The organism is Flavobacterium zhairuonense (assembly GCF_004352915.1).
In the GTDB taxonomy this organism is placed as follows: domain Bacteria; phylum Bacteroidota; class Bacteroidia; order Flavobacteriales; family Flavobacteriaceae; genus Flavobacterium; species Flavobacterium zhairuonense.
This window is the reverse complement of record NZ_SJSY01000066.1, coordinates 20824-45330: the sequence shown is the minus strand read 5'-3', so window position 1 is coordinate 45330 and position 24507 is coordinate 20824. Positions and strand designations below refer to the sequence as shown.

At 34.0% G+C, this 24507-nt stretch carries 18 protein-coding genes; 4 read left to right on the top strand and 14 right to left on the bottom strand.

Annotated elements, in window-relative coordinates; translation table 11 throughout:
- Nucleotides 1-20: 20 nt before the first annotated feature.
- The 7 genes from EYY60_RS04335 to EYY60_RS04305 all read right to left on the bottom strand — a co-directional run bounded on the left by EYY60_RS04335 (nucleotide 21) and on the right by EYY60_RS04305 (nucleotide 7348).
- The gene (locus EYY60_RS04335; protein WP_132988171.1) at nucleotides 21-899 is read right to left on the bottom strand and encodes an LpxL/LpxP family acyltransferase; all 879 of its coding nucleotides are present in this window, start codon (nucleotides 897-899) and stop codon (nucleotides 21-23) included.
- Nucleotides 899-1153, bottom strand: a complete 255-nt coding sequence (locus tag EYY60_RS04330; protein WP_132988170.1) for an acyl carrier protein — start codon at nucleotides 1151-1153, stop codon at nucleotides 899-901. Before EYY60_RS04330 ends, EYY60_RS04335 begins: the two co-directional genes overlap by 1 nt.
- The gene (locus EYY60_RS04325; protein WP_132988169.1) at nucleotides 1146-2381 is read right to left on the bottom strand and encodes a beta-ketoacyl-[acyl-carrier-protein] synthase family protein; all 1236 of its coding nucleotides are present in this window, start codon (nucleotides 2379-2381) and stop codon (nucleotides 1146-1148) included. Before EYY60_RS04325 ends, EYY60_RS04330 begins: the two co-directional genes overlap by 8 nt.
- Before the next feature lie 208 nt (nucleotides 2382-2589).
- A complete protein-coding gene (fabG, locus tag EYY60_RS04320) occupies nucleotides 2590-3321 on the bottom strand; it encodes a 3-oxoacyl-ACP reductase FabG (RefSeq protein ID WP_132988168.1) in 732 nt (243 codons plus the stop codon).
- A 100-nt stretch (nucleotides 3322-3421) separates the two neighbouring features.
- A complete protein-coding gene (locus EYY60_RS04315; protein WP_132988167.1) occupies nucleotides 3422-4645 on the bottom strand; it encodes a WG repeat-containing protein in 1224 nt (407 codons plus the stop codon).
- Between the two features lie 42 nt (nucleotides 4646-4687).
- Complete coding sequence (locus EYY60_RS04310) at nucleotides 4688-5797, bottom strand: WG repeat-containing protein (protein ID WP_132988166.1); 1110 nt, start codon at nucleotides 5795-5797, stop codon at nucleotides 4688-4690.
- Nucleotides 5798-5827: 30 nt separating this feature from the next.
- Nucleotides 5828-7348, bottom strand: coding sequence for an HAL/PAL/TAL family ammonia-lyase (locus EYY60_RS04305; RefSeq protein ID WP_132988165.1), 1521 nt, complete (start codon nucleotides 7346-7348; stop codon nucleotides 5828-5830).
- A 101-nt stretch (nucleotides 7349-7449) separates the two neighbouring features.
- Here EYY60_RS04305 and EYY60_RS04300 point away from each other — a divergent pair, with 101 nt between their 5' ends.
- Complete coding sequence (locus EYY60_RS04300; RefSeq protein WP_132988164.1) at nucleotides 7450-8703, top strand: NAD(P)/FAD-dependent oxidoreductase; 1254 nt, start codon at nucleotides 7450-7452, stop codon at nucleotides 8701-8703.
- Between the two features lie 208 nt (nucleotides 8704-8911).
- On the opposite strand, the gene EYY60_RS04295 is transcribed toward EYY60_RS04300, so the two are convergent.
- The 6 genes from EYY60_RS04295 to EYY60_RS04270 all read right to left on the bottom strand — a co-directional run bounded on the left by EYY60_RS04295 (nucleotide 8912) and on the right by EYY60_RS04270 (nucleotide 17709).
- Nucleotides 8912-10597, bottom strand: coding sequence for a sodium/sugar symporter (locus EYY60_RS04295; RefSeq protein ID WP_132988163.1), 1686 nt, complete (start codon nucleotides 10595-10597; stop codon nucleotides 8912-8914).
- Between the two features lie 276 nt (nucleotides 10598-10873).
- A complete protein-coding gene (locus EYY60_RS04290; protein ID WP_132988162.1) occupies nucleotides 10874-11923 on the bottom strand; it encodes a UDP-glucose--hexose-1-phosphate uridylyltransferase in 1050 nt (349 codons plus the stop codon).
- 17 nt (nucleotides 11924-11940) lie between these two features.
- Nucleotides 11941-13101, bottom strand: coding sequence for a galactokinase (gene galK / locus EYY60_RS04285; RefSeq protein WP_132988161.1), 1161 nt, complete (start codon nucleotides 13099-13101; stop codon nucleotides 11941-11943).
- On the bottom strand, nucleotides 13101-15443 hold the full coding sequence (locus EYY60_RS04280) for a glycoside hydrolase family 2 TIM barrel-domain containing protein (protein ID WP_132988160.1): 2343 nt from the start codon (nucleotides 15441-15443) through the stop codon (nucleotides 13101-13103). Before EYY60_RS04280 ends, galK begins: the two co-directional genes overlap by 1 nt.
- 170 nt (nucleotides 15444-15613) lie before the next feature.
- Complete coding sequence (locus EYY60_RS04275) at nucleotides 15614-16651, bottom strand: glycoside hydrolase family 53 protein (RefSeq protein WP_132988159.1); 1038 nt, start codon at nucleotides 16649-16651, stop codon at nucleotides 15614-15616.
- 5 nt (nucleotides 16652-16656) lie between these two features.
- Nucleotides 16657-17709 (bottom strand): aldose epimerase family protein, encoded by a 1053-nt coding sequence (locus EYY60_RS04270; protein ID WP_132988158.1) that lies wholly within the window; start codon nucleotides 17707-17709, stop codon nucleotides 16657-16659.
- Between the two features lie 102 nt (nucleotides 17710-17811).
- On the opposite strand from EYY60_RS04270, the gene EYY60_RS04265 reads away from it, so the two are divergent.
- Complete coding sequence (locus EYY60_RS04265; protein WP_132988157.1) at nucleotides 17812-18810, top strand: GntR family transcriptional regulator; 999 nt, start codon at nucleotides 17812-17814, stop codon at nucleotides 18808-18810.
- 507 nt (nucleotides 18811-19317) lie between these two features.
- Nucleotides 19318-19974, top strand: a complete 657-nt coding sequence (gene fsa, locus EYY60_RS04260) for a fructose-6-phosphate aldolase (protein WP_132988156.1) — start codon at nucleotides 19318-19320, stop codon at nucleotides 19972-19974.
- A 238-nt stretch (nucleotides 19975-20212) separates the two neighbouring features.
- Here fsa and EYY60_RS04255 read toward each other — a convergent pair whose 3' ends face one another.
- The gene (locus EYY60_RS04255) at nucleotides 20213-20902 is read right to left on the bottom strand and encodes an NUDIX hydrolase (RefSeq protein ID WP_132988155.1); all 690 of its coding nucleotides are present in this window, start codon (nucleotides 20900-20902) and stop codon (nucleotides 20213-20215) included.
- A 556-nt stretch (nucleotides 20903-21458) separates the two neighbouring features.
- Between EYY60_RS04255 and EYY60_RS04250 the strand changes: the two genes are divergently transcribed.
- Nucleotides 21459-24503 (top strand): SusC/RagA family TonB-linked outer membrane protein, encoded by a 3045-nt coding sequence (locus EYY60_RS04250; RefSeq protein ID WP_132988154.1) that lies wholly within the window; start codon nucleotides 21459-21461, stop codon nucleotides 24501-24503.
- Nucleotides 24504-24507: the final 4 nt, after the last annotated feature.

Here is a 24507-nt window from a genome sequence, read left to right as displayed (position 1 = left end):
TTTGCGAGATTCTTTTTGCATTATGTCAAATCATTCCAAAAATCGAAATAATTGAACCATTGCAAAGGATATTTTTGCAGAATACTTTCAACACTTTTTACGTATTCTTTTAATAAACCTTTTTCGTCGCGATGTTTTACAGTTGCTTCGCGTGCGTATAAATGATAATGAAGATTTGGTTCTTTCATTACATAAACAAATACAACAGGAACTTTTAATCTTGAAGCGATTAAGAAAGGACCGGCAGGAAAATTAGCTTCTTTACCTAAAATTTCTTCAGACAATGATTTAGTTCCTTCAAAATAACGATCGCCAGTAAAACAAACCAATTCGTTGTTCGCTAAAGCCGAATTAATTTCGAAAATATGAGACAAATCGTCTTTGATGATGATAAATTTTACCGCAGATTTTTGTGTAACACTTTCCAGATAATTCTTAATTGCAGAATGTTCTAAATCGGTTGTAACCAAATTGATTTGGAAATCAAGGTCAATGTCTCCAAAAAAATGTTCGGCGATTTCAAAATTTCCAACATGCGCGCTGATTAAAACGCCACCTTTTTTCTCTGCCAAAAGTTTTTTCAGGATTTCGATTCCGTCAAATTCATAAGTGAATTTATTTCGAAGCCCGGCCGAAATGGAAACTTTGTCAATAATAGTTTGTCCAAAAGTGTAATAACTTTTGAAAACCATTTTTTTTGCTTGAAAATTAGAATATTGAAGTCTTTCTCTGAAATAGTAAAAAATAGCTTTATTGCTTTTCTTTAAAAACAGAAAATAATAAGAAGCGACAAAATAAAGTAAGACATAAGCAGATTTGACACCCGCTTTTTGTATCAAAAAAACGAATATTCTATAGCCTAAAACTGTACCTTTTGATTTGCCATCCCATTGACTCATTAAGCGGTTTTAGCTTTTAATTTGGTTTCGATAAGGTCATAGAAGTTTTGAAAAGTTGCGATACCAACGAAATCTGCCTCTACTAGTTTTACACCAAAGTTAGATTCTATTGAAACTACTAAATCAACATAATCTAAACTATCTAACCCAAGTGTATCTTTTAAATTAGCATCTGGTTCAATTTCGTCATTATCTACTTCAAATTCATCAACCAAAAAACCATTAATTTTCGTTATAATCTCTTCTTTATTCATTGTCCAATTTAAACTTTTTAACCACCAACGCAGAGTTGGTTCCTCCGAAACCGAAAGAATTGGACAAAAATATGTCAAATTTTTTGTTTAACGTAGTTTTAACTAAATTTAATTTCATGGCATCTTCATCTGGATTCTCCAAATTGATGTTTGGTGCAATGAAATCGTTCTGCATCATTATAATAGAATAAATGATTTCGCTTGCTCCGGCCATCCAGCATTCGTGGCCTGTCATTGATTTTGTAGAGCTTACAGGAGGGTTTTTTTCGCCAAAAACTTCAAAGATTGCTTTTGCTTCGTTTGCATCTCCAACCGGAGTTGAAGTTGCATGCGCATTTATATATTCAATATCTGATGCTTTTAATTTTGCTTCGTCGAGTGCGCGTTGCATTGCAGTTGCAGGTCCTTCGACATTTGGAGTCGAGATATGTCCGCCATTTGATGAAAATCCGTAGCCAGAAACTTCGGCGATAATATTTGCGCCTCTTGCAATTGCAGATTCGTAGCTTTCTAAAATTAAAGTTGCGCCACCGCCACTCGGAATTAATCCGTCGCGATCTTTGTCGAATGGGCGAGAAGCTTTTTCAGGATCGCTTTCTCTGTTTGAAAAAACGCCTAAGCCATCAAAACTGCTCATGGCATATTTGTTGATTTCTTGTGCTCCGCCGGTAATTATGATATCTTGAAATCCGCTTTTAATTAAAAAATAAGCCAATCCGATAGAATGAGAGCCGCTCGCGCAAGCCGCACTTACTGTTAAATTGATACCACGAAGTTTAAAAATTGTCGAAAGATTCATGGTAACCGTGGAATTCATCGATTTGAAAATCGCTCCAGAACCTATTAATGCAGTATCTTTTTTCTCGCGGACAATATCTGTAGCATCAATAATTGCTTTAGAAACGCTGTCATTCCCATACATAATTCCAACTTCGCGACTTTCGAAAAAAGCGTCGTCGATATTAGCATTTTTTAAAGCTTCTATAGTTGCCATATAAGCATACTCGGTTTCTTCACCGATGCTCATACGTTGTCTGCGTGTCAATAAATTTTTTAAATCAGCTTTTGGAACCATTCCGGTCAAAGCCGATTGGAAGCCAAATTCTTTTCGTTCAGAATCAAACTTAATACCCGATTTTCCTTGGTATAGAGATTCCTTTACTTCGTCTAAAGAAGTTCCGATACAAGAATAAATTCCCATTCCAGTAATTACAACTCTCTTATTCATCGTCTTTCAAAGTAATTTTTTATCCTTAAAGTGTAATTTTTAAAACAAAGGCACAAAGTTTTTATTTTTTAATCTCGCAAAGTCGCAGAGTCGCAAAGGTTCTTTTTTAAAGTCTTTTTTTAATAAAACTTTGCGACTCTGCGACTTTGCGAGCATTTTTTTTGTTAAGTAAAAAACTTAAAAATAAACTTCGCAAACATAGTATTCTTTAAGAATATATTCCTCCGTTTATGTTAATAATTTCGCCGGTAATATAACTTGCTTTTTTAGAAATCAAAAAGCTTACCAAATCGGCAACTTCTTCTGCTTCGCCGAAACGATTTACAGGAATCAGCTTTAATAATTCTTTTTCGTCGAGTTGGCTTGTCATATCAGTTCTGATAAAGCCTGGTGCAACAGCATTTACGGTAATGTTGCGTTTTGCCACTTCCTGAGCCAAAGCTTTTGTTGCCGCAACAATAGCACCTTTTGCTGCAGAATAATTGGTTTGTCCAGCAGTTCCTTTAACTCCAGAAACCGAAACCATATTTACGATTCGGCCATATTTGTTGCGCAACATTTTTTGAATAAAAAACTGCGTAACATTAAAAAATCCGTTTGTACTTGTATTCATTACACTATTCCAGTCTTGTGGTGTCATCCACATAAAAAGACCGTCTTTTGTAATTCCCGCATTGTTTACAATAGCTTCAACTAGGGCTTCAGGATTTGCTTCCTGCCATTTAGTTAAAACATCTTGTACTTGTTCAAAATTAGAAACGTCAAAACCTAGAATTTCTCCAGTTGCGCCTAATTTTTGTATTTCCTGAAGTGTTTCCTCAGCAGCAGTTTGGTTGGAATGATAGTTTATCAGAATATGATAATCAGATTCAACGGCTAATTTTTTACAAATTGCACTTCCAATTCCTCTCGAACCGCCTGTTACTAATACACATTTCATTTATGTTGATTTTATTTTTAATAGGTCATAAATGGTATTGCCTTTTATAATGGTTTTGCTAACGCAATTTTTATTAGTGGCAATTTCATTTATGTTGATTTTATTTTTTCTTGCCAACTGGTTTTTTTACCGGTTTTGTGGCAGTTTTTACTGTTTTTGTTTCCTCTTTCGGTTTTTCGGCTGCAGCTTCAGCAACTTGTTTTTTTTCTGATTTAGAAAATAATTCGGCGTTTTCGAACCATTGGTTGCTTAAAACTGTTCCGTCTGGTTTGAGAAATCCCCATTTTCCTTCATTTTTTACTCTCGCAACGCCGTCGATAAATCCTTTGTCTTGTTGCGTAAACATGGCAATGATGGCATTTGTTGTAATACCGTATTGTGTAGGGATAACTAATTTTCCTGATTCATTTATAAACCCCCAGTTGTTTTCTTTTACCGGAGCCAATCCATTTGTACTGAAAACTTCGGCATCATTATAAGTAGGTTCAATTACAAATTTTCCTTCTGGATTAATGAATCCCCATTTTTTTCCGACTAAAACCGGAGCTAGGTTTTTTGAGAATGCTTTTCCTTTATCATATATCGGTAGAATTACCCAATTTCCTTTTAAATCAATATAACCGATTTTTCCATTTTTTTTGGCAAATGTCAAATCCTGAGTTTCAAAATCCCAGATTTTTTCGGCGCCATCAACAGGAATAAATTTTCCTGCACTTACCAAACCAAAAGTCTTGTCTTTTCTGGCCCAAGTTGTGTTTTTGAAATAATTTCCAACTTCGGCATAAGCAGGTTCAACTAATTCTTTTCCTTCGGTATTAATAATTCCCCAGTTTTTGTTTAGTTCCACTCGGGCAAAACCATTTTCAAAAGGTTTGATTTGATCGTATTTTGGTTCTAAAACAATTGCCATTTTATTGTTGATCAAACCCACTTTATTGTTTTGTCTGATAAAAGCAACACCATCATTAAAATCAAATAATTTTTCAGAGGCTGGAGCTTTTTGGATTTCGCCTTTTGTATTGATGTAAACCCATTCCTTATCTTTTTGAACGATTGCAATTCCGCTGTTAAAATCTTTAGCATTATTAAAATCGGCTGCTATAACCCAAGCGCCTTTTGCATCGATAAATCCCCATTTTCCGTTGTTTTCTACTGCGGCAAGGCCTTCAGAAAAACTTCGAGCAGATTTGAATTGAGGCTCGATTTTAAAAGATCCGTCTTTTGACAGGAATCCAATTTTTGAATTTTTTTTAACTAATGCCAGTTCTTGACTATTAACAAATTGAATGAAAACTAGCAATAAAAAAATAAGTGGTTTTTTCATGATTTTAAGATTCAATAATTAATATGTGAAATTTTATTCTTGCTATTTCTGAAAGAGCTCGGCATTCTGAGACCATTCAATCAAAAGATCTCCATTTGGTTTAAGAAAGCTCCATTTTCCTTTACGTTTAACTCTTGCTAATCCATTGATGAATCCTTTTTCGTCACGTGTATAGTTTCCAAAAGCAGCAGAAATTTCATAATCAGCCGGAATAACTAAATTTCCTGTTTTGTCTATAAATCCCCAGTTACTAAGAATTTTAACAGCTGCCAGACCATTTTCGCTGAAAGGCTCTGCATCATTATATATTGCTTGAACAACACATTCTCCTTTTAAATTGGTATAACCCCATTTTTCTCTCAAGAAGACTGGTGCTAAATCATGCGAAAATCCTTTGGCTTTTTGAAACATTGGTTTAAGAACCCAATGTCCTTCGAAATCTACAAATCCAAATTTTCCGCCTTTTTTAGCCGCTATAAAATCTTGAGTGCCAAAAGGTCCGAATTCTGTAACATCTGGTATTTCAATAAAAACGCCATTGTGTACTAGGCCATATACTTTTCCTTTTTTAGCCCATGTTGTATTATTAAAATAATCACCAACTTCATCGTAAACAACTTCTGCAACTTCTTTTCCTGATGGATCAATAATTCCCCACTTGTCATTTAGTGCTGCTCTCGCATAGCCTTTGTAAAAAGCTCTGATGACATCATATTTTGGAGCAAGAACAATTTCAAATTTATTGTTGATCAATCCAACTTTGTCATTTTGTCTAAAAAATGCGACACCATAATGAAAATCAAATAATTTATCAGATTTCGGATTGCCATCTAATATTTCACCTTTTTTATTGATGTAATGCCAAACAGCATCTTTTTCTATTACACATATTCCGCTGTCAAAATCTTTAGCATTATCAAAAGTTGGCGGAATTACAAAAGCACCTGTATTGTCTACAAATCCCCACTTTCCATTTTCTTTAACAGCTGCTAAACCATCTGAAAAATCTCTTGCGCTATCAAATTTTGGAGCAATAGCAAAACTTCCGTCGTTTTTGATAAGTCCAAATTTGCCTTCTTTTTTTATTAAGGCAAGTTCTTGAGCATTGATTAATTGAATAGATATTAAGAGTAAAAAAAATATTTTTTTCATGGTTGTTTAAAGCTGTATTAAGGTCTTAAATTAACTGTTAATGAGATAATCTTTTACTTTTTGAACAAAAGGATACATAACCTGATCTTCCTTAAATTCTGGAATAATATGGCGAACATCATCGTACCATTTTTTAGTAACCGATGAAATTTTATCTTTTTGACCCAAATAATCAATTGCCTGAACGATGGTAATCATTTCGATAGCCAAAACTTCAAAAGCATTTTCGATTACTTTTGACGTAATTACTGCCGAATTTGTTCCCATACTTACAATATCCTGATTGTCATTATTATTTGGAATCGAATGTACATACATTGGATTCGACAACATTTGACTTTCGGCTGTTGTTGAGGTCGCAGTAAACTGAACACCCTGCATTCCGAAATTAAATCCTAATGTTCCCAAATTCACAAATGGAGGAAGAATTTCGTTGATTTTTGAATTCAGTAAATAATTCAATTGACGTTCAGCCAGCATTGTTAATTTCGTAATAACGATTTTCAGTTTGTCCATTTCAAGCGAAATATAATCGCCGTGGAAATTTCCGCCGTGATAAACATGCTGGTTTTTTACATCTATAATCGGGTTGTCGTTTGCCGAGTTGAATTCGTCTTCTAAAATTGAAGCGACATTATTGATGGTTTCTAAAACTGGTCCTAAAATTTGTGGAACGCATCTTAAAGAATAATATTCCTGAACTTTTTCTTTGAAAATTTCTTCTGTATTTTCTCCTGAATATAAATGGTCTTCTCTTTTACGGATTAAAGTACTATCAGAAAGATTTTGTCTCATTCTTTCTGCAATTTCCTGTTGTCCTTTATGGCGTTTCGTCTGGTTTAATTCTGCCGAAAAATGATCGTCATAAGCCTGAACTAATTCGTTTATAGCACAAGAAGATTTTAATGACCAATCTAATAATTTTTTAGCATGATGAACATTCACCACACCAATTCCAGTCATCACAGAAGTTCCATTAATTAATGCTAAACCTTCTCTAATTTCAACCTTAATCGGCTTTAAATCTTCAATGGCAAAAACATCTTTAGTTGGCCTTCTTCCGCCTTTGTAAAAAACTTCGCCTTCGCCAATTAACACTAAAGCCAAATGTGATAACTGAACCAAATCACCACTCGCACCAACACCACCATGTTCAAAAATTAAAGGCGTAATATCTCTGTTAATCAATTCGGCCATTAAATGAATAACTGATGGATGAACTCCAGAATTTCCTAAAGAAAGTGTGTTCAAACGTGCCAAAATAGCCGCTTTCGCACAAACCGGACTCAAAGGTTTTCCTGTTCCCGAAGAGTGGCTTCGAATTAAATTATATTGAAGCTGAATTTGGTCTGACTCTTTAATTCGATATTGAGCCATTGGTCCAAAACCAGTATTTACACCATATATTACTTTGTTTCCTGAAAATTCTTTCAAGAAATTAAAGCTTTCATTTACTCGATTTAAAACTACATCACTGATTGCAACTTTGTTATTTCCAAAAATGATTGACTCGAATTCTGCTAAACTTAAATATTCATTAATTGTGTTCATTAAACCGTATTTGATTGTGCTAATTTAATTTTATTTATCAAAATAAATGTAGTTATTTTGATGAACGCAAATGTAAGTTAATAATTCATAACATTTCTATTATGACACAGGAGTTTGTTGATGTTTTAGTGATTGGTGCAGGACCTTCAGGATGCGTTTCGGCATCATATCTTCATAAAAATAATGTCAAGGTAAAAGTTGTTGAGAAAACAAAATTCCCTCGACTTGTAGTAGGTGAAAGCCTTATACCGCGAGTGATGGATCATTTTGCCGAGGCGGAGCTGTATGATGCGTTGAATGCAATGAACTTTGAAAAAAAATTGGGTGCCCGTTTTATTCGTGGCGAAGAAATTTGTGTTTTTGATTTTAGCCAGAAATTTGGAGAAGGCTGGGATTGGACTTGGCAAGTTCCAAGGGCCGATTTTGACAATACAATGGCGCAGGAAGTAGTGCGAAAAGGAATTGATTTGGAATTTGAAACTGAAGTTTTGGAAGTTTCTTTTGAAGGAAAAAATTCGAAAACAATTGTAAAAGATAAGGACGGAAATTTAAAAGAAATCCACGCCAAATTTATCGTTGATTCCAGCGGATACGGGCGTGTTTTGCCAAGACTTTTAGATTTGGATACGCCATCAAAACTAGATCCGCATTCTTCAATTTTTACGCATGTAAAAGATATTAATAGAGAAGAAGGCGAAGAGGGAACGCAGATTTCTTTTGATATTTTAGAAACTGAAGTTTGGCTTTGGGTAATTCCGTTTTCGAATGGAAATACGAGTTTAGGCGTTGTTGGTCCGACAGATTTTATTAATTCACTTTCAGAAAATAAAGACAATGCGGAGGCGTTGCGAAACGCCATTCAGAAATCAGATTATTATATTAAAAGATTTAAAGGAACGGAGTTTTTATTCGAACCCGTTAAATTAGAAAATTATTCAAGAGCCGTAAAAAGAATGTACGGCGATGGTTTTGCCTTAACAGGAAACAGCTCTGAATTTCTTGATCCGGTTTTTTCGTCTGGAGTTGCTTTTGCAACCGAATCAGGAATGTTGGCAGCGAAACTATATTTAAAAGAATCACAAGGAATTGAAGTAGATTGGGAAGTTGAATTTACTCAATATATGAAACGCGGTATTGCAGTTTTCACTACTTATGTTCAAGAATGGTACACAGGAAATTTACAGACTTTGTTTTTTCATCAGCCGGAAAATCCAGATGTGAAAGAGAAAATATGTTCTGTTTTGGCTGGATATGTTTGGAACGAAGAAAATCCGTTTGTCAAGAAGCATGACCATGTGATAGCAAATATGGCGTATTTGCTGAATATGCAGAAAGAACAAAAAAGCCCTGAGTGATTTCAGGGCTTTTATTTTTCAGAGAGACAATATATAGCCAAGGGTTTTAACCTTGGAGAAACGAATCGAATTAATCCAATACGTCCCAATGGTTGAAACCATTGGCTATGTTGACAAAATACTGCAAAATTCAAACTGTTAAAAAAAGGCTGCCCAATCATCGAGCAGCCTTTTTAATCTTCAAAAAATAATATAGTAAAAAATTATACTACCAGAATTTAACGTACAGCGCAACAATAATCAATAATGTAATTACAATTAAAACTGTAGTTTGCGGTTTTACTTTAAACATTTCAGAGTCAATTTCAAATGCTTTTGGATTTACTTTTGGCCCCGCAAAACTGATTGCAATCATCGCTAACATTGTAAAGAAGAATGATAATCCCATACAAATGTGGAATGGAATTTCGAAAGCTCCTTTCCCGTTAGAGTATGCTGTGTATAATAAAGTATCGTTTCCGAATAACATTGGTGCATATTCATTGAATAAAACAGACAATAAGAATCCTAGAATTACCCCAACGATAGCTGCAGTTCCAGTTGTTCTTTTCCAGAACATACCTAAGAAGAACATGGCAAAAACTCCAGGACTGATAAATCCTGTATATTTTTGGATATAGGTAAATCCACCAACTCCTCCAATTCCAAGAAGGTCATTCCATGTAAATAAAACAGCTAATAACATTGCAGCGAAAACGGCGATTCTACCAATATTTACTTGTTGTTTTTCGCCAGCATCTTTTTGGATGTATTTTTTATGAACGTCTAATGTATAGATAGTAGAAATACTGTTTACTTTACCCGCTAACGACGCAACGATTGCAGCAGTCAAAGCCGCTACAGAAAGCCCTTTAAGACCCGTTGGCAAGAACGTTAAGATTGCAGAATAAGCACCGTCTTTTCCTCCAACTAATTGAGGTAAATGTCCGTTTTGGTATAAAACGAAAGCAGCAATACCAGGCAACATTACAATAAGTGGCATTAATAATTTCAACATACCAGCAAATAAAATACCTGTACGAGCAGTTTGCAAATCGGCACCTAATGCTCTTTGCGTAATGTATTGGTTACAACCCCAATAGTTTAAGTTGATGATCCAAATACCAGCAGCATAAGACAATAATCCTGGGAAAGTCAAATATTTGTCAATTTCAAGTTGAGATGAAGTTGCAGTTGGTCTCGGAATAATCATTTTGAAATGTTCAGGAGCTTTTTCCATTAAAACATTAAATCCAGCGATAGCATCTTCTCCAACACCAAAATAACGTCCAACAGTTGTTAAGGCAATGTATGAAGTTACTAAACCACCAATGATTAATACAGCAACTTGAATAACGTCTGTATAAGCTACAACTTTCATTCCTCCTAACGAAATGAATAAGGCAAATACAGCCAATCCAATCATGATTACGTGCAAATATTCACCTCCAGCAAGACCGTTAATAGCAACAGCTCCAAGGTAAAGGATAGAAGTCAAGTTTACAAAAACGTATAAAAACAACCAGAAAACAGCCATAATCAAAGCTGTAGATTCGTTGTAACGTGTTTTTAAGAATTGAGGCATCGTGTAAATCTTGTTTTTAAGATATACAGGAATAAACCAAACCGCTACTATAATTAGCGCAATAGCAGCAAGCCATTCGTAAGCAGCAACAGCGATTCCTAAAAAGAAACCTTCACCGCTCATCCCGATGAATTGTTCTGCTGAAATATTTGAAGCAATTAATGAAGCTCCAATAGCCCACCAAGTTAAGTTTCCTTCAGCCAAAAAGTAAGCTTTAGCATCATGTTCGTCTTGTTTACGTTTGCGGTAAACCGTGTAACCGTAGACAGAGACTACGATAAAATAAATAATAAAAACCGCATAATCGGCGAAAGCGAGGTTCTGGTTCATTGTTAATAGTATTTTAAAAAATTAGTATAGGTGATTGTTTGTAAAGTGGTTTTATGAATTCATTTTTTAATATAATTTCGAAACCTGTTATTTTGTTGTTTTTATCTTGTTAAAACTAAGATATCCGTTTTTATTCTGTTATTTTTTTATGAAAATAAGAACGAAAGCCAAAAGTATAATAAAATTCCATATCTACACCATTTACAAATGTGTTTTTTACATTTATAATCGATTTATTATGTTAAATTTTAAAATCGAGTTGATTTTGTCTTAGTTTTAAAGACTTTTATAATGTACATCTGACTGCTGTCTTAAAATTTCGGCACTTTTCTCAGGAGTAATATCCCTTTGTGATTCGCCCATCATTTCATAGCCTACCATGAATTTTTTAACCGTTGCCGATCTCAACAATGGTGGGTAAAAATGCATGTGAAAATGCCACTCAGGATGTTTCAAACCATCTGTTGGTGTTTGGTGAATTCCTGATGAATATGGGAAGGAAGTACTAAATAAATTATCGTATTTAATTGTAAGCTGTTTTAAGATTTTAGCAAAAGCAGTAGTTTCTTCAGAAGTAAAATCGGTGATTTTTCCAAAAGCTCTTTTGCTTAAAATCATAGTTTCATAAGGCCAAATTGCCCAAAATGGAACCAATGCGACAAAATGCTCGTTCTCGATTACAATACGTTCACCTGATTTTAATTCTGCCTGAAGGTAATCTTCAAGAAGTGTTCTGTTATTTTTATCGAAATAAGCTTTTAAGCTGTTTTGTGTTTTTTCAACTTGAGTAGGCAATGATGATTGCGCCCAGATTTGTCCATGCGGATGCGGGTTAGAGCAACCCATCACGCTTCCTTTATTTTCAAAAATCTGAACGTGATTGATATATTTGATGTTACCTAAATCGGTATATTCTTTTTGCCAAGTTCTGATGATGTTTTCAATTCCGTCAATTTCCATTTCTGGCAAAGTCAGATCGTGTCTTGGTGAAAAACAAACTACTCTTGAAATTCCTTGTTCTGGTTTTGCTTTAAAGAAAGTGTGTTTGATATCTTCTTCAAAAATAATTTCATCTTGTTTCATGGCAGCAAAATCATTTTCAAAAACAAAACTGCTTTCATATTTAGGATTATTCATTCCGTTAGCGCGAACATTTCCCGGACATAAATAACAAGTTGGGTCGTATTTTGGCAAAGCTTCAGTAGTGATAGTTTCGTTTTGTCCTTGCCAAGGGCGTTTTGCGCGATGAGGTGAAACTAAAACCCACTCATTGATTAAAGGGTTAAAACGTCTGTGAGGATCTTCGTTAATGTCAAAATTTTTCATGTAATGTTGTTGTGGTATTAAAGTAGTTGTGTTCCGTTTGAGATTTTTACATCATAGAATTTTAATTCAATTCCAAATGTATTTAAATAAAGGTTTGAAAACTTACGTTTTATCTCATTTTCGTGACCTTTTTTAATTAAATTTATGGTACACCCACCAAAACCGCCTCCCATTAAACGAGAACCAATTATGTTATCATCAGCTTTTGCAGTATCTACAAGCATATCTAGTTCTTCACAGCTTACTGCATATTCCTGAGATAATCCGTAATGCGTTTCAAAAAGCAATTGTCCTAAAAGTTCTATATTTCCTTTGTCTAAAGCTTCACAAGCTTTGATTACACGGTTGATTTCTTTTACAACAAAATGTACTCTTTTAAAAACTGTTGGGTCAAACTGATCTTGAATGCTCAAAAGCTGTTCTTCTTTGCAGTCTCTAAAAGTTTTTATTTCTGGGAAATTCTTTTTTATAATAGCTAAACCTTGTTCACACTCAATTCTTCTGGTATTGTACTCTGAAGTAAAAAGAGAATGTTTCACATTGCTGTCCATTAAAATCAAAGAATAATCTTTAAAGTCGGCATTGTGATATTCAAATTCTAGTGTGTTGCAGTCTAATTTGATTACTTTGTTGTCAAGACCGTGAACGCTTGAAAACTGATCCATAATCCCACAGTTGATTCCAACCCAGTGTTCTGCTTTTTGTCCTAATAATGCTATGTCTTTCTTTTCAATTTTTAAATCAAAAAGTGATGCAATTCCGAAAATCATGCCGCATTCTAAAGCCGCGGAAGAAGATAATCCAGAACCAACCGGAATATTACTACTGAAAACACAATTGAAGCCTTCAAAAGCAAAACCATTATCCTGAAGCTGTTTGATTACACCACGGATGTAATTGGTCCAAACGGCATCATTCAATTCAATTTTTTCAGTCAAATCGATTTCAAATTCTTCATTTAAATCGATCGCGATTACTTTCGATTTTTTGGTGTTGTTTTTCTCAAAAGCAAAACAAATTACTTTGTCAATTGCGGCTGGCAAAACGTAACCGTCGTTATAATCAATATGTTCTCCAATGATGTTGATTCTTCCCGGAGAAAGTACAATTTTTTGAGGAGCAGATCCAAAGGATTTCTCAAAAAATGCTGTGGTGTTTTGTATTAAAATCTCGTTCATTATTTGGTAATTGTAATAGTATTTTCTTGTAAATTATTTGATGTTGCTTTTAGGATAATTTTCTTTTTTAGGTCTTTCGTTTTAAGAATAATCGTTGCAACTCCGGCTTCGGCTTGAACAGGATTTTGACCAATGATTTCAGCATTTCCTTCGCTTAAAGCAAAAGTGACTTCATTTGTAGCAGTTGGTATTACTGTTCCGTTTGCGTCAGTAATTTTAGCATAAACAAAAACCATATCTGGAGAATCAGGATTGATTTTTACTGAAGAAAGATCATAGCTCAATTCTATTTTCGAAGCTTTTTCTGGAGTTTTTACAATATCCGAAGCGACTTTTTTGCCATTGATAAATCCTTCAGCGCGTAAAGTTCCAGCTTGAAACGCGCTTACTTTAAAAATAAAAGGCGCATGTGCCAACTTATCGCTGTTGCCGTTTACGGTTGGTTTTTCTTTTGCGATTAAAATATCATTTACATACAAAGTTACTTCGTCGCAATTGCTGTAAACAGTAATATTTAACGGAGATTCTGGAGTCCAAAAATTGGCAATATTTACCATTGGTCCAGAAGTTAATTTTTTATCCAAAACCACATTAGCATCGCGCTGACTTTGATAAAAATAATAAGCAAATTTCGGAATTCTGAAAATATCGCTGATTCCAGAACTTTCTAAATCTGGACTGTAACCACGATTGTAATCAAACATTAACCAGTTTGCTTCTCCAATTGTTGATGCTCCTCTTCGATTAGAGTTTGAAGCTTCTTGAAAATTATAAGCTTGTTGCAAAAGTCTTTTTTCGCCTGCGCCTCTTAATTGACGAGAAGTTCTTTCTTCTTCTTTTAAGTTGGCAAATTCTGTTTGGTTGAAACCTGCATTTTGCGCATAATATTCCCAATCGCCATATTCTGCAATGAAAATTTTACGATTTCCTTTGTTGTATTTTGTCCAATAATCTGGCGCTTTTGCATGCTGGCGCGCCGGAATAAAGATGTCGTAATTGTCGTTGTCAATCCAGCTTGCGCTATAATTAGCATTAAAAGGCAATTCTTCTTTTAAAGTTTTTGTCGCTTCTTTCATAAATTCTGGCGACATATTAGTTTCATTTAATGAAGCTTCCCAAAAAATAATACTCGGATGATTTCTGTCTCTTCTTGCCATATCGCGAATATCTTGATATGCGCTTTTTTGGAATTGTTCTCCACCAAAAAACTGCCAGCCTGTTAAACTGTTCATAACCAAAATTCCCAATTCGTCGCAAGCATTTAAGAAAGCTTCGGCGTGCGGATAATGCGACATACGAACAAAATCAAAACCTGCATTTTTAATTTTTACGGCATCACGATATTGCGCTTCATCAGAAAGTGCGTATCCTAAATACGGATATTCCTGATGTTCGTTTGTTCCGTTGATGTACATTTTTTGGTCATTCAAATAATAACCGTCAGCTTTTAATTCTGATTTTCTGATTCCGATTTTTTCAGAATAAGAATCAACAACTTTATTGTTCGAAATAATCTGAACTTCTAATTTGTACAAATTCGGATTAGAAGTTGACCAAAGTTTTGGATTTTTAACTGAAATTTTCTGTGTCAGCGTATAATCTGAATTCTGTTTTACAGAAAAGTTTTCCGACTTAAATTCTGTTTTTTTACCTGCATTATCCGTCAGAATAAATTTTAGAGATGCTTTTTGTTCTGCTTCAAAATCATTTTTCAAATGAACCTGAACCGTTCCTGAAGCTTCAGTTTTGCTGATGTTATTGAAGTTTGCATAAATTCCTCCGCTCGCTACTTTATTAGCATTTACAGCATCTGTAATATGCAGTTTTGAAGTTGTGATGAAATAAACATTTCTATAAATTCCGCCGTAATAATTAAAGTCCAAATCCTTAATTGGTTTTCCCGGAAGAAAGTTTGGATTGTCTTCGTTGTTGACTTTTACTTTAATTGTGTTTTCATTATTGGCATTCAAATACGGCGTAACATCAACCGTAAATGGCAAATAACCGCCTTTGTGATTGGTTACTTTCTTGTCGTTTATCCAAACATCTGCTTCCTGCATTACACCTTCAAAATAGATAAAGGCTTTTTGGTCTTTTGAAATGTTGGTTTTGAATTTTTTCTGATACCAAGAAGTTCCTTGAAATTGTTTGATTACAACTAATTTCTCTAATCTAGCGGTATGCGGAATCGTTACTTTTTCCCAATCTTGCGCAGGAGTTTCCTCTCTTTTAAATTCCCAATCGGCACCAAAATTTACTTTTGTGCGGGATTGCGCCTGAGCTTTTCCGAAAGAAAAAGTCAGCAGAAATAAGAAGAATATCGATTTAAAAATTAATTTCATTTTCTGTTTTTTTAACCATTAAGATAGTAAGAAAATTAAGTCTAAGCTTTGTCAAGAGAATTAAGCCAAGCTATAAATGTATTTTAAGTAAACACAAAACTGAATTATCTTTCATTCAACACAAAGCTTAATGAGCCTTAATGTCTTAATGGTAAATTTTTAATTGTTTATTATTTGAAAGCATCTAAAGCTGGTGAAGGTTTTCCGTCAGAAAGCCAAGCGCTTAATTGGTAACCGCTCCAGCTTTTTTCGCCTTCTGGTTCCCAATAAATCACACCTAATCCTTTATTATTTGGAACACTTTTTACTGCTTTTATTGTTGCTTCAAGCATTTCTTTTGTATTTTGTACCAAAGTATAATCACCGCCAACTTCAACAACCATAACTTCTTTATTGTAACGCGAAGCCATATCTTTCAAGTTATTTTCTAAATCTAAAATGGTGCTTTTGTAATCGGTTTTTATCCAATACGGGTAATATGACATTCCGATTACATCGTATTTTACATTATTGGCAGTTGCTTTGTCAAAAAACCATCTGAATTTTTCACTCTTGTTTCCTTCGTCAAGATGCACGACTACTTTTATTTTTGAATCGATTGCTTTTGTTGCATCATATCCCTTGTTTAGTAATTGTGCCAATTGCCCAAAATTGTCTGAACTTCCTTCCGGCCAAAGCATACCACCCGGAATCTCATTTCCAACTTGAACCCATTCAGGCTTAACGCCAGCCTTTTTCAACAAAGTCAAAACATCAAATGTATGATTGTAAACATCGTTCAAAAGTTCAGCAAAGGAATGTTTGGCCCAAGCTGCAGGTTTATTTTGTTTTCCAGGATCTGCCCAAGAATCGCTGTAATGAAAATCGATCATAATGCGCATTCCCATTTTTTGAGCGCGTACTGCCATTACAACTGTTTCTTCCGGACTACAATGTCCACTCGCTTTATCATCATTTGGATTCACCCAAACACGCAGACGAATCGTGTTGATTCCTCTATCTTTTAATAATTGAAGGCAATCTTTTTCTTTTCCGTCGGTATCATAAAATTTATAGCCTGTTGCTTCCATTTGTGGCAACCAGCCAACATCGGCTCCTTTTGCAAAACCTTTTTCTTCAGGTTTTGTTTCCTTGCTGTCTTTTGTTGTCGTGCATGAAGCAAAAACTGCAAGAGTAACAAGGCTAATTAATAATTTGATCTTCTTCATAAATCTTAAATTACATTTTCAAATTTGTAAATTGTTTTTTGACGATATTCTTCACCCTTTCTCAAAACCGAATTTGGGAAATGTTCCTGATTTGGTGCGTCAGGGAAATTTTGGGTTTCAAAACAAATTCCGCTTGACGGATGATAATTTGCATTTTCTTTTCCTTTCAAAGTGTCAAAACAATTTCCGCCTACATATATATGCACACTTGGCTGATCCGTGTAAACACTCATTTTTAATTTCGTTTTCGGACTGTATAATGTTGCTACAACATCATTTGAAGGTTCAATTACAAAGGAGTTGTCAATTGATGCCGGACAGTTTTTCGGAGTTCTAAAATCAAAATCGTGGCCAGAAACTGGCGTGAATTTTCCCGTTGGAATATTCTCTGAATTTGTTTCTAAAAATTTATCCGAAACAATAGTCATTTCCTGATCCAAAACAGTCGAATCGTGACCATTTAGGTTGAAATAACTATGATGCGTTAGGTTTATAATCGTGTCTTCAGTAGTTGTTGCTTTATATTCGAGTTGCAATTCGTTTGCTTCTGTCAAAGTATATTTTAAATCAACATGTAAAGCTCCTGGATAATTTTGGTCTAAGTTTTCGCTTAAAAGACTAAAAGTAATTGAAGGATTTTCGTCCGAAGTTATATCGGCTACATTCCAAGTTTTTTTTCCAAAACCAACATTTCCGCCGTGCAAAGCATTTCCGTTATTGTTTCCAGCCAATTGAAATTCTTTCCCATTTAAAGAAAAAGCACCTTTATTGATTCTTCCTGCATAACGACCCACGGTTGTTCCAAAATATGGCGCACTCGGCAAATTGTACGAAGCGATATAAGATTCTAATGTATCAAAACCTAAAACCACATCAACCAGTTTTCCGTCAACAGGAATTTGCAATGAAGTTACAGTTGCTCCGTAATTGATTAGCTGTACTTTCATTCCGTTTTTGTTTGATAATTCGAAAGAGAGAATTTCTTCGTTATCAAGGGTTAAACCAAAAGATTTAAAAGCGGATGCATCTTGAAAATGCGATATATGTTTTATTTCCATGTTATTTTTGACAAAAGTGAAATTCAAAATTAGAAACATTTTCTACTTTTACATACCAGTACCTACCAGTTTTTTGTATATTGCGCCAAAATTTCAATTTCTATGAATATAATTTCAATTCAGAATAATATTGGTTTGCCAAAATATAAGCAGATAATTCTTTCAATTGAAAAAGCGATTGACGATGAAAAATTAGTAAAAGGCGACAGACTTCCATCAGTAAATAAGGTTTGCCTGGCTTTTTCATTGTCTCGTGATACGGTATTATTGGCTTATGATGACTTAAAAAAAAGAGGAATTATTTATGCCATTCCGGGCAAAGGCTATTATGTTAAAAGCGTTGAAACCACTATAAAACAGAAGGTTTTTTTGCTTTTTGATGAATTGAATATTTTTAAGGAAGATATTTATAATTCGTTTTTAAAAAATATCGGAAAAAATGTCCAGGTTGATATTTTCTTTCATCATTTCAATATTCAGGTTTTTCAAAAGCTCATTAATGACAGCAATGGTAATTACACGAAATATATTATCATGCCAACAAATTTGCTTGATACGGCTCCTTCAATAAAAACCCTACCAGTAGGTGATGTTATTATACTGGATCAGACGAATCCTGATTTGAAAGCATATCCAGCCATTTATCAAAATCACGAGAAAGACATTTTTGAAGGTTTGTATAACGCAAAAGGAAGATTGAAAAATTACAAAAAGCTAATTTTAATTTTCCCCGGATTTCGAGAACCGCTTGGTATGAAAATGGGTTTTGAAGCTTTTTGCTCAGAATACAATTTTGAACACGAAATTATAAGTGAATTTACAGATCGAAAAATCAATATTGGCGATGTTTATATTATTCCAACTGATCGTGAATTGGTTCATGTAATTGAGAATGCACGAAATCAGAATTTAAAATTAGGAATTGATTTTGGGATTATTTCCTATAACGAAACCCGATTAAAAAAAATCGTAGCAAATGGAATTACGACTATTTCAACACATTTTGAGACCATGGGAAAAATTTTGGCAGAAATGGTTTTGAAAGGAAAAAAAGAGCAAATCGAAAACAAATCGTCATTGATAATGCGAAATTCGTTGTAGAGTTTTGCTAAACAACCTTTGCCTACAATTGTTTAAACACATAGACACATAGCTTATGTTGCTTTGTAAAAAAGGCGTTTCACTTGCATAAATAAACATAGAAATACTTTTTTGGCTATGTGTGAAGAAATTAGTTTCTTTTCTTTATTCTTTAGATCAAGAGAGAAAAAATCTATGTTTCTATGTGTTTAAAAATAATTTTTCACAAAAGACAATTTTATCTTTTCTGTGTTTTTATTTCAAGCAATTTTCTTTTTGCTTGCTAAATCATCGCTTTTTTAATTAAAAAAATAAGGAAAAATTTTTTTTGTTTTTGTGGAATTATTTTACATACATTTGTAAATGTAAATTTTACACTTATTTATTTGTTTCATTTTGACAGAATGATTTTCTTCCGAAATTTTGCAAAAGAAACATTTTAAGGCCAGTTATTTTATTTGAAATTCCGGATTTTCTAATAAAAATAGCTGCACAGAAAATAATTATAACCAACCAAAAAACAGAGAAATGAAATTTTTTATAGATACAGCAAATTTAAAAGATATTAAAGAAGCCAATGATTTAGGCGTTTTAGATGGTGTAACCACAAATCCGTCATTAATGGCAAAAGAAGGTATTACAGGAGCACAGAATATTTTGGATCATTATGTGAAAATCTGCGAATTGGTAGATGGAGATGTAAGTGCTGAGGTAATTTCGACTGATTTTGAAGGCATGATTGCCGAAGGTGAAAAATTGGCGGCTTTGCATCCTCAGATTGTAGTGAAAATTCCGATGATAAAAGATGGTGTAAAAGCAATCAAATATTTTTCGAATAAAGGAATCAGAACCAACTGTACTTTAGTGTTTTCTTCGGGTCAGGCTTTATTGGCGGCCAAAGCGGGCGCAACTTATGTTTCGCCATTTATTGGACGCCTTGATGATATTTCGACAGACGGAATGAATTTAATTGAAGAAATCAGATTGATTTATGACAATTTTGGATTTGAAACTCAAATTCTTGCCGCTTCAGTTCGCAACGTAATGCACATTATCAATTGTGCAAAAATTGGATCTGATGTTATCACTGGACCATTAAGCGCGATTGAAGGTTTGTTGAAACATCCGTTGACAGACATTGGTTTAGCACAATTTTTAGCAGATTACCAAAAAGGGAATAGCTAATATTTATTTGAAAGTTTAGCCACAGATTTCACAGATTAACACAGATTTTTAAAATCCTTTTAATCTGTGGCAAAGAATAAAAAGAAAATTTGTTTAGTTTTTTAATAGTAGTTTTATTGAAGTAAAAACCCTGAAAGTTTGTGGCTTTCAGGGTTTTGTTTTTTTTCAGCCACAGATTACACGGATTAACACAGATTTTTTAATCATTTTAATCTGTGAAATCTTTGGCTAAACTTTTTTATAAATTCAGAACAAAATCGTTGAGTAATTTTTCTTCATATTTTTCTTTGTTGAAAGTGTACAGATAAGAACCTTTTCGAGAAGAGCCCATATCTTTTTCATCTAGTTTATTCAGAATTCCCAATGAGTTGATTTTGCTGATAAAGTTTCGTTTGTCCAATTCTTTGCTCAGGATTGCTTCATACAATTCTAATAACTGGCGCATGGTGAATTTTTCAGGAAGCAATTCGAATCCGATTGGTTTTATTGAAGTTCTATAACGTAATCTTCTGATAGCGTGTTCCACCATTTCATTGTGGTCAAAAATCAAGTTTGGCGCATCGGTAATACTAAACCATTGTGCATGATAATTTTTGATCAGTTCGGCATTATGATTTTCGATATTAATCAAAGCATAATAAGAAACTGAAATAGTTCTTTCGACAGGGTCACGATCAATTTCAGAGTAGGCATAAAGCTGCTCCATATAAATGTCGTTTAAACCTGTGTATGTATTTAAAATTCTAATCGCGGCATTGTCCAGTACTTCGTCACGTTTCAAAAATCCTCCAATCAAAGACCATTTGCCCTTTTCTGGCTCAAAGTCTCTTTTGATCAAAAGTATTTTCAAACCCTGATTGTCGAAACCAAAAATGATACAATCTACTGCTAATAACGCTTTATCGGCAGAGCTATAACTGTTTAGCATAAATCAATATTTTGATTGTAAATATATAAACTTCCTAATACGTTTCATAATTTATTAATGTAGATTTTACACTTAAAACAAAAAATTATCAAAAAAGGAAGTTAAAAAAAGGAGACGAATTTTAAATCTGACGCTTGTTTTGTCATTTTCAAACGTTTTCGAAACAAAAATAAACTCTTTTTTTCTAAATAAGAACATTTCCATATAAAAAAGCCGCTCGATAAACAGGATTTTATTTACAAATAAAATTTTTTTTGACCTTCAAATTATTCTAAAACAGCCTATTTATATTTTTTTTTCAAAAGCCGATTTTTTGCTTAAAAAGAAGCTTTTTGATAAAAAGTGTATATTTTACACAAATAACTTTCAAAAAAGGTCTTTTTTTTGAAAAAAACATCGATTTATTAATGTGTATTTCACACTTAATTTATGATATGTATTTTTTTTAAGCGTTTTTTTTATGATATTAATTTGTTTTTGAGGTTTTTTTTTAGTTAAATTTACAAATGTAAAATTAACACTTATAATTATACACTAACCAACTTAATTAAACCTTATGATAACAAACCAACGATTATTTTTTTATTGCAACTTTTTGTTGCCAAAAAAAGAATGGATTTTAGCATTAGTAATGCTGCTTTTTTCTGTTAATCAAATGTCGGCTCAAGGCAAAACGATTAGCGGAGTTGTTACCTCGGCTCAGGACAAACTGCCTTTGCCGGGTGTTAATATTATGATTAAAGGAACCAAAACCGTTACCACAACCGGTTTTGACGGAGAGTATTCGATTAAAGCATCTCAAGGTGATGTTTTAGTTTTTTCATTTATAGGATTTCAGAATAAAGAAATCACAGTAGGAAATCAATCAAAAATTGATCTTGAATTAGGAGAAGATACAAACAAACTTAACGAAGTAGTAGTTGTAGGATACGGTACACAAAAGAAAGGAGACCTTACAGGTTCGATTGGTGTAGTAGATATGGAAGCGGCTAAGAAAACAGTAACGTATGATCCTGCAAAAATGCTTCAAGGACAAGTTGCCGGTGTAACAGTACAATCGTCTGGAGAGCCTGGAGGATTTGTAAATGTGAAGATTAGAGGTATCAATTCGTTTACAAATAATAACCCGCTTTTTGTTATTGACGGAATGATTGTATCAAGCCCAAATGATTTTGCACCAGGAGATATCGAATCGATGCAGGTTTTAAAAGATGCCTCTGCAGCGGCTATTTACGGTGTTCAAGGAGCAAATGGTGTTGTAATTATTACTACTAAAAAAGGTAAAGCAGGTAAACTAGACATTAAATATAAATCGCTTGTAGGTTTTCAGAACGTAGCTAAAACATGGGATGTAACGGACCGTGTAGGGTATCAAAAAATCACTTCGGCTGCTGAGCAAAATGCAGGATTAGGAATTGCGCCAGGAAATGATCCAAACAGCCCTTCGTATATTAAAAATGTTGATACAAATTGGCAAAAAGAAGCTTTTCAGACAGGTCTAGTTCAAAATCACTCGCTTACTTTTAGCGGAGGAGCTGAAACTTTAGGCTATAACTTAAATACTGATTATTTCAAAAACACAAGTTATTTGAATTCGCCTCAGGATTACGAGAGATATTCTATGAATTTGAATTTATATGGTAAAAAAGGAAAATTCAGATACGGTTCAAAAATTGGATATACAAAATCTGATAAAGAAAACTTTAATGAATACAACGGCGGAGAATCAGCAATTGTTGATTTGTTAGGAGCTGTTCCAACAATGCCAGTTTATGATTCTAACAGACTTGGTGGTTACGGTGGAACTGACAACTTAACGCAGAGAGCAATCTCTATGAACGTTATTGGTTACAATAACTTGATTACCAACAATGGTCAAAGAAGCCGTTTTATTGGAGATATTTGGGGAGAACTTGAAATCATCAAAGGCTTAAAATATAAATTAGATTTAAGCTACGATAGATTAGATTTCCAAAACAGAAAATTCATTCCGCCAAGTGATTTAGGATGGTATTATATTACTACAAATGATGAAGCTTCTTTAGATGTTGACAACGGAAACCAACAAAGAACTTTCGTAAACAACTTATTGACTTACGAAATTACTTTAGACAAACATAAAATCGATGCTTTAGGAGGATGGATTCAAGAAAGAAATGATTACTACAGACATTGGTCAAGAGGTGTTGGATATACGCCTGGAGAAATCAGCCAAATTCAGTATGCTGATGCTACAAGTGCTGGTGAATACAAAAATACGCTTACAAATATCTCTTACTTAAGCCGTTTGAACTATTCTTATGATGATCGTTATTTCATTACTGGAAACTTCAGACAAGATAAAACATCACTTTTTAGCGAAGACAACAATACAGCAAATTTCTACTCTTTCTCTGGAGCTTGGAAATTAAGCAACGAGAAATTCATCCATTTACCAGATTGGTTTAATACCATCAAATTTAGAGGAGGTTACGGAGAATTAGGAAACAATACGCTTGGAGTTTATGCCTATTCACCAACAATCAATGCTTTTGCAGGATATGATTTTAACAACCAATTAGCACCAGGAACAACAGTTGTAAGCGCTATTGACCCAAATGTTCACTGGGAAAAAACAGCTACTTCAAACGTTGCTGTTGAACTTGGATTCTTAGATAACGATTTACAGATTACAGCTGAATACTATCAGAAAAAATCAACAGATTTATTGATTGGAGTTCCGTTGCCATATTCTACAGGAGCATTCCCAGCAAGTATTACAACAAATGCAGGTGCGGTTAAAAACAGCGGTTTTGAGTTTACAGCAACGTACAACAACAATCACCACGAGTTTAAATACAATATTTCGGCAAACTTAGGAACCTTGAAAAATGAGGTTTTACAAATTGGTCTTGACGGAAATCCAATTTATGGAGCCGCATCTAAAACAGAGGTTGGAAGATCCATCGGAGAACTTTATACGTATCAAGTTGCTGGAATTTTCCAAAATGCTGCTGACTTAGCTTCATCACCTACTCAGACTAATGCGGGTGTTGGAGATCTTAAATTCGCTGATTTAAACGGTGACGGTCAGATTACTGATGCTGATAGAAAGTTTATGGGAGTTTCAATTCCGAAATACAGCTACGGAATCAATTTTGGTGCAAATTATAAAAATTGGGATTTCTCTATGTTCTGGCAAGGTTCAGGAGGAAACAAAGTATTCAACGGATTGTATCGTAATTTAATGACAGAGCAATATGGAAACCATAGTGTGGATGCATTGAATTACTGGACACCAACAAATACAAATACAAACGTTCCTCGTCCAATTATTGGAGATCCAAACGGAAACGCAAGAGATTCTGACAGATTTATTGAAAGTGGTGATTATATCAAATTGCAGACATTGGAAATTGGGTATTCAATTCCAATGCCAAAAGATTTGTTTATTCAAAGAGCGAAAGTATATGTAAATGGTCAAAATTTATGGATCATCAGCAAATACAGAGGTTACGATCCAGATTTTAATTACAATGACGGATTATTTTCTAGAGGATATGACGCTGGATCATTCCCAAATCCAAGAACAATTTCTTTGGGTGTTGAAGTAACTTTTTAATCTA

Excerpts from the sequence above, each read along its gene's own strand:
- EYY60_RS04335 (WP_132988171.1), bottom strand. The coding sequence starts at position 899 with ATGAGTCAATGGGATGGCAAATCAAAAGGTACAGTTTTAGGCTATAGA.
- EYY60_RS04330 (WP_132988170.1), bottom strand. The coding sequence starts at position 1,153 with ATGAATAAAGAAGAGATTATAACGAAAATTAATGGTTTTTTGGTTGAT.
- EYY60_RS04325 (WP_132988169.1), bottom strand. The coding sequence starts at position 2,381 with ATGAATAAGAGAGTTGTAATTACTGGAATGGGAATTTATTCTTGTATC.
- fabG (WP_132988168.1), bottom strand. The coding sequence starts at position 3,321 with ATGAAATGTGTATTAGTAACAGGCGGTTCGAGAGGAATTGGAAGTGCA.
- EYY60_RS04315 (WP_132988167.1), bottom strand. The coding sequence starts at position 4,645 with ATGAAAAAACCACTTATTTTTTTATTGCTAGTTTTCATTCAATTTGTT.
- EYY60_RS04310 (WP_132988166.1), bottom strand. The coding sequence starts at position 5,797 with ATGAAAAAAATATTTTTTTTACTCTTAATATCTATTCAATTAATCAAT.
- EYY60_RS04305 (WP_132988165.1), bottom strand. The coding sequence starts at position 7,348 with ATGAACACAATTAATGAATATTTAAGTTTAGCAGAATTCGAGTCAATC.
- EYY60_RS04300 (WP_132988164.1), top strand. The coding sequence starts at position 7,450 with ATGACACAGGAGTTTGTTGATGTTTTAGTGATTGGTGCAGGACCTTCA.
- EYY60_RS04295 (WP_132988163.1), bottom strand. The coding sequence starts at position 10,597 with ATGAACCAGAACCTCGCTTTCGCCGATTATGCGGTTTTTATTATTTAT.
- EYY60_RS04290 (WP_132988162.1), bottom strand. The coding sequence starts at position 11,923 with ATGAAAAATTTTGACATTAACGAAGATCCTCACAGACGTTTTAACCCT.
- galK (WP_132988161.1), bottom strand. The coding sequence starts at position 13,101 with ATGAACGAGATTTTAATACAAAACACCACAGCATTTTTTGAGAAATCC.
- EYY60_RS04280 (WP_132988160.1), bottom strand. The coding sequence starts at position 15,443 with ATGAAATTAATTTTTAAATCGATATTCTTCTTATTTCTGCTGACTTTT.
- EYY60_RS04275 (WP_132988159.1), bottom strand. The coding sequence starts at position 16,651 with ATGAAGAAGATCAAATTATTAATTAGCCTTGTTACTCTTGCAGTTTTT.
- EYY60_RS04270 (WP_132988158.1), bottom strand. The coding sequence starts at position 17,709 with ATGGAAATAAAACATATATCGCATTTTCAAGATGCATCCGCTTTTAAA.
- EYY60_RS04265 (WP_132988157.1), top strand. The coding sequence starts at position 17,812 with ATGAATATAATTTCAATTCAGAATAATATTGGTTTGCCAAAATATAAG.
- fsa (WP_132988156.1), top strand. The coding sequence starts at position 19,318 with ATGAAATTTTTTATAGATACAGCAAATTTAAAAGATATTAAAGAAGCC.
- EYY60_RS04255 (WP_132988155.1), bottom strand. The coding sequence starts at position 20,902 with ATGCTAAACAGTTATAGCTCTGCCGATAAAGCGTTATTAGCAGTAGAT.
- EYY60_RS04250 (WP_132988154.1), top strand. The coding sequence starts at position 21,459 with ATGATAACAAACCAACGATTATTTTTTTATTGCAACTTTTTGTTGCCA.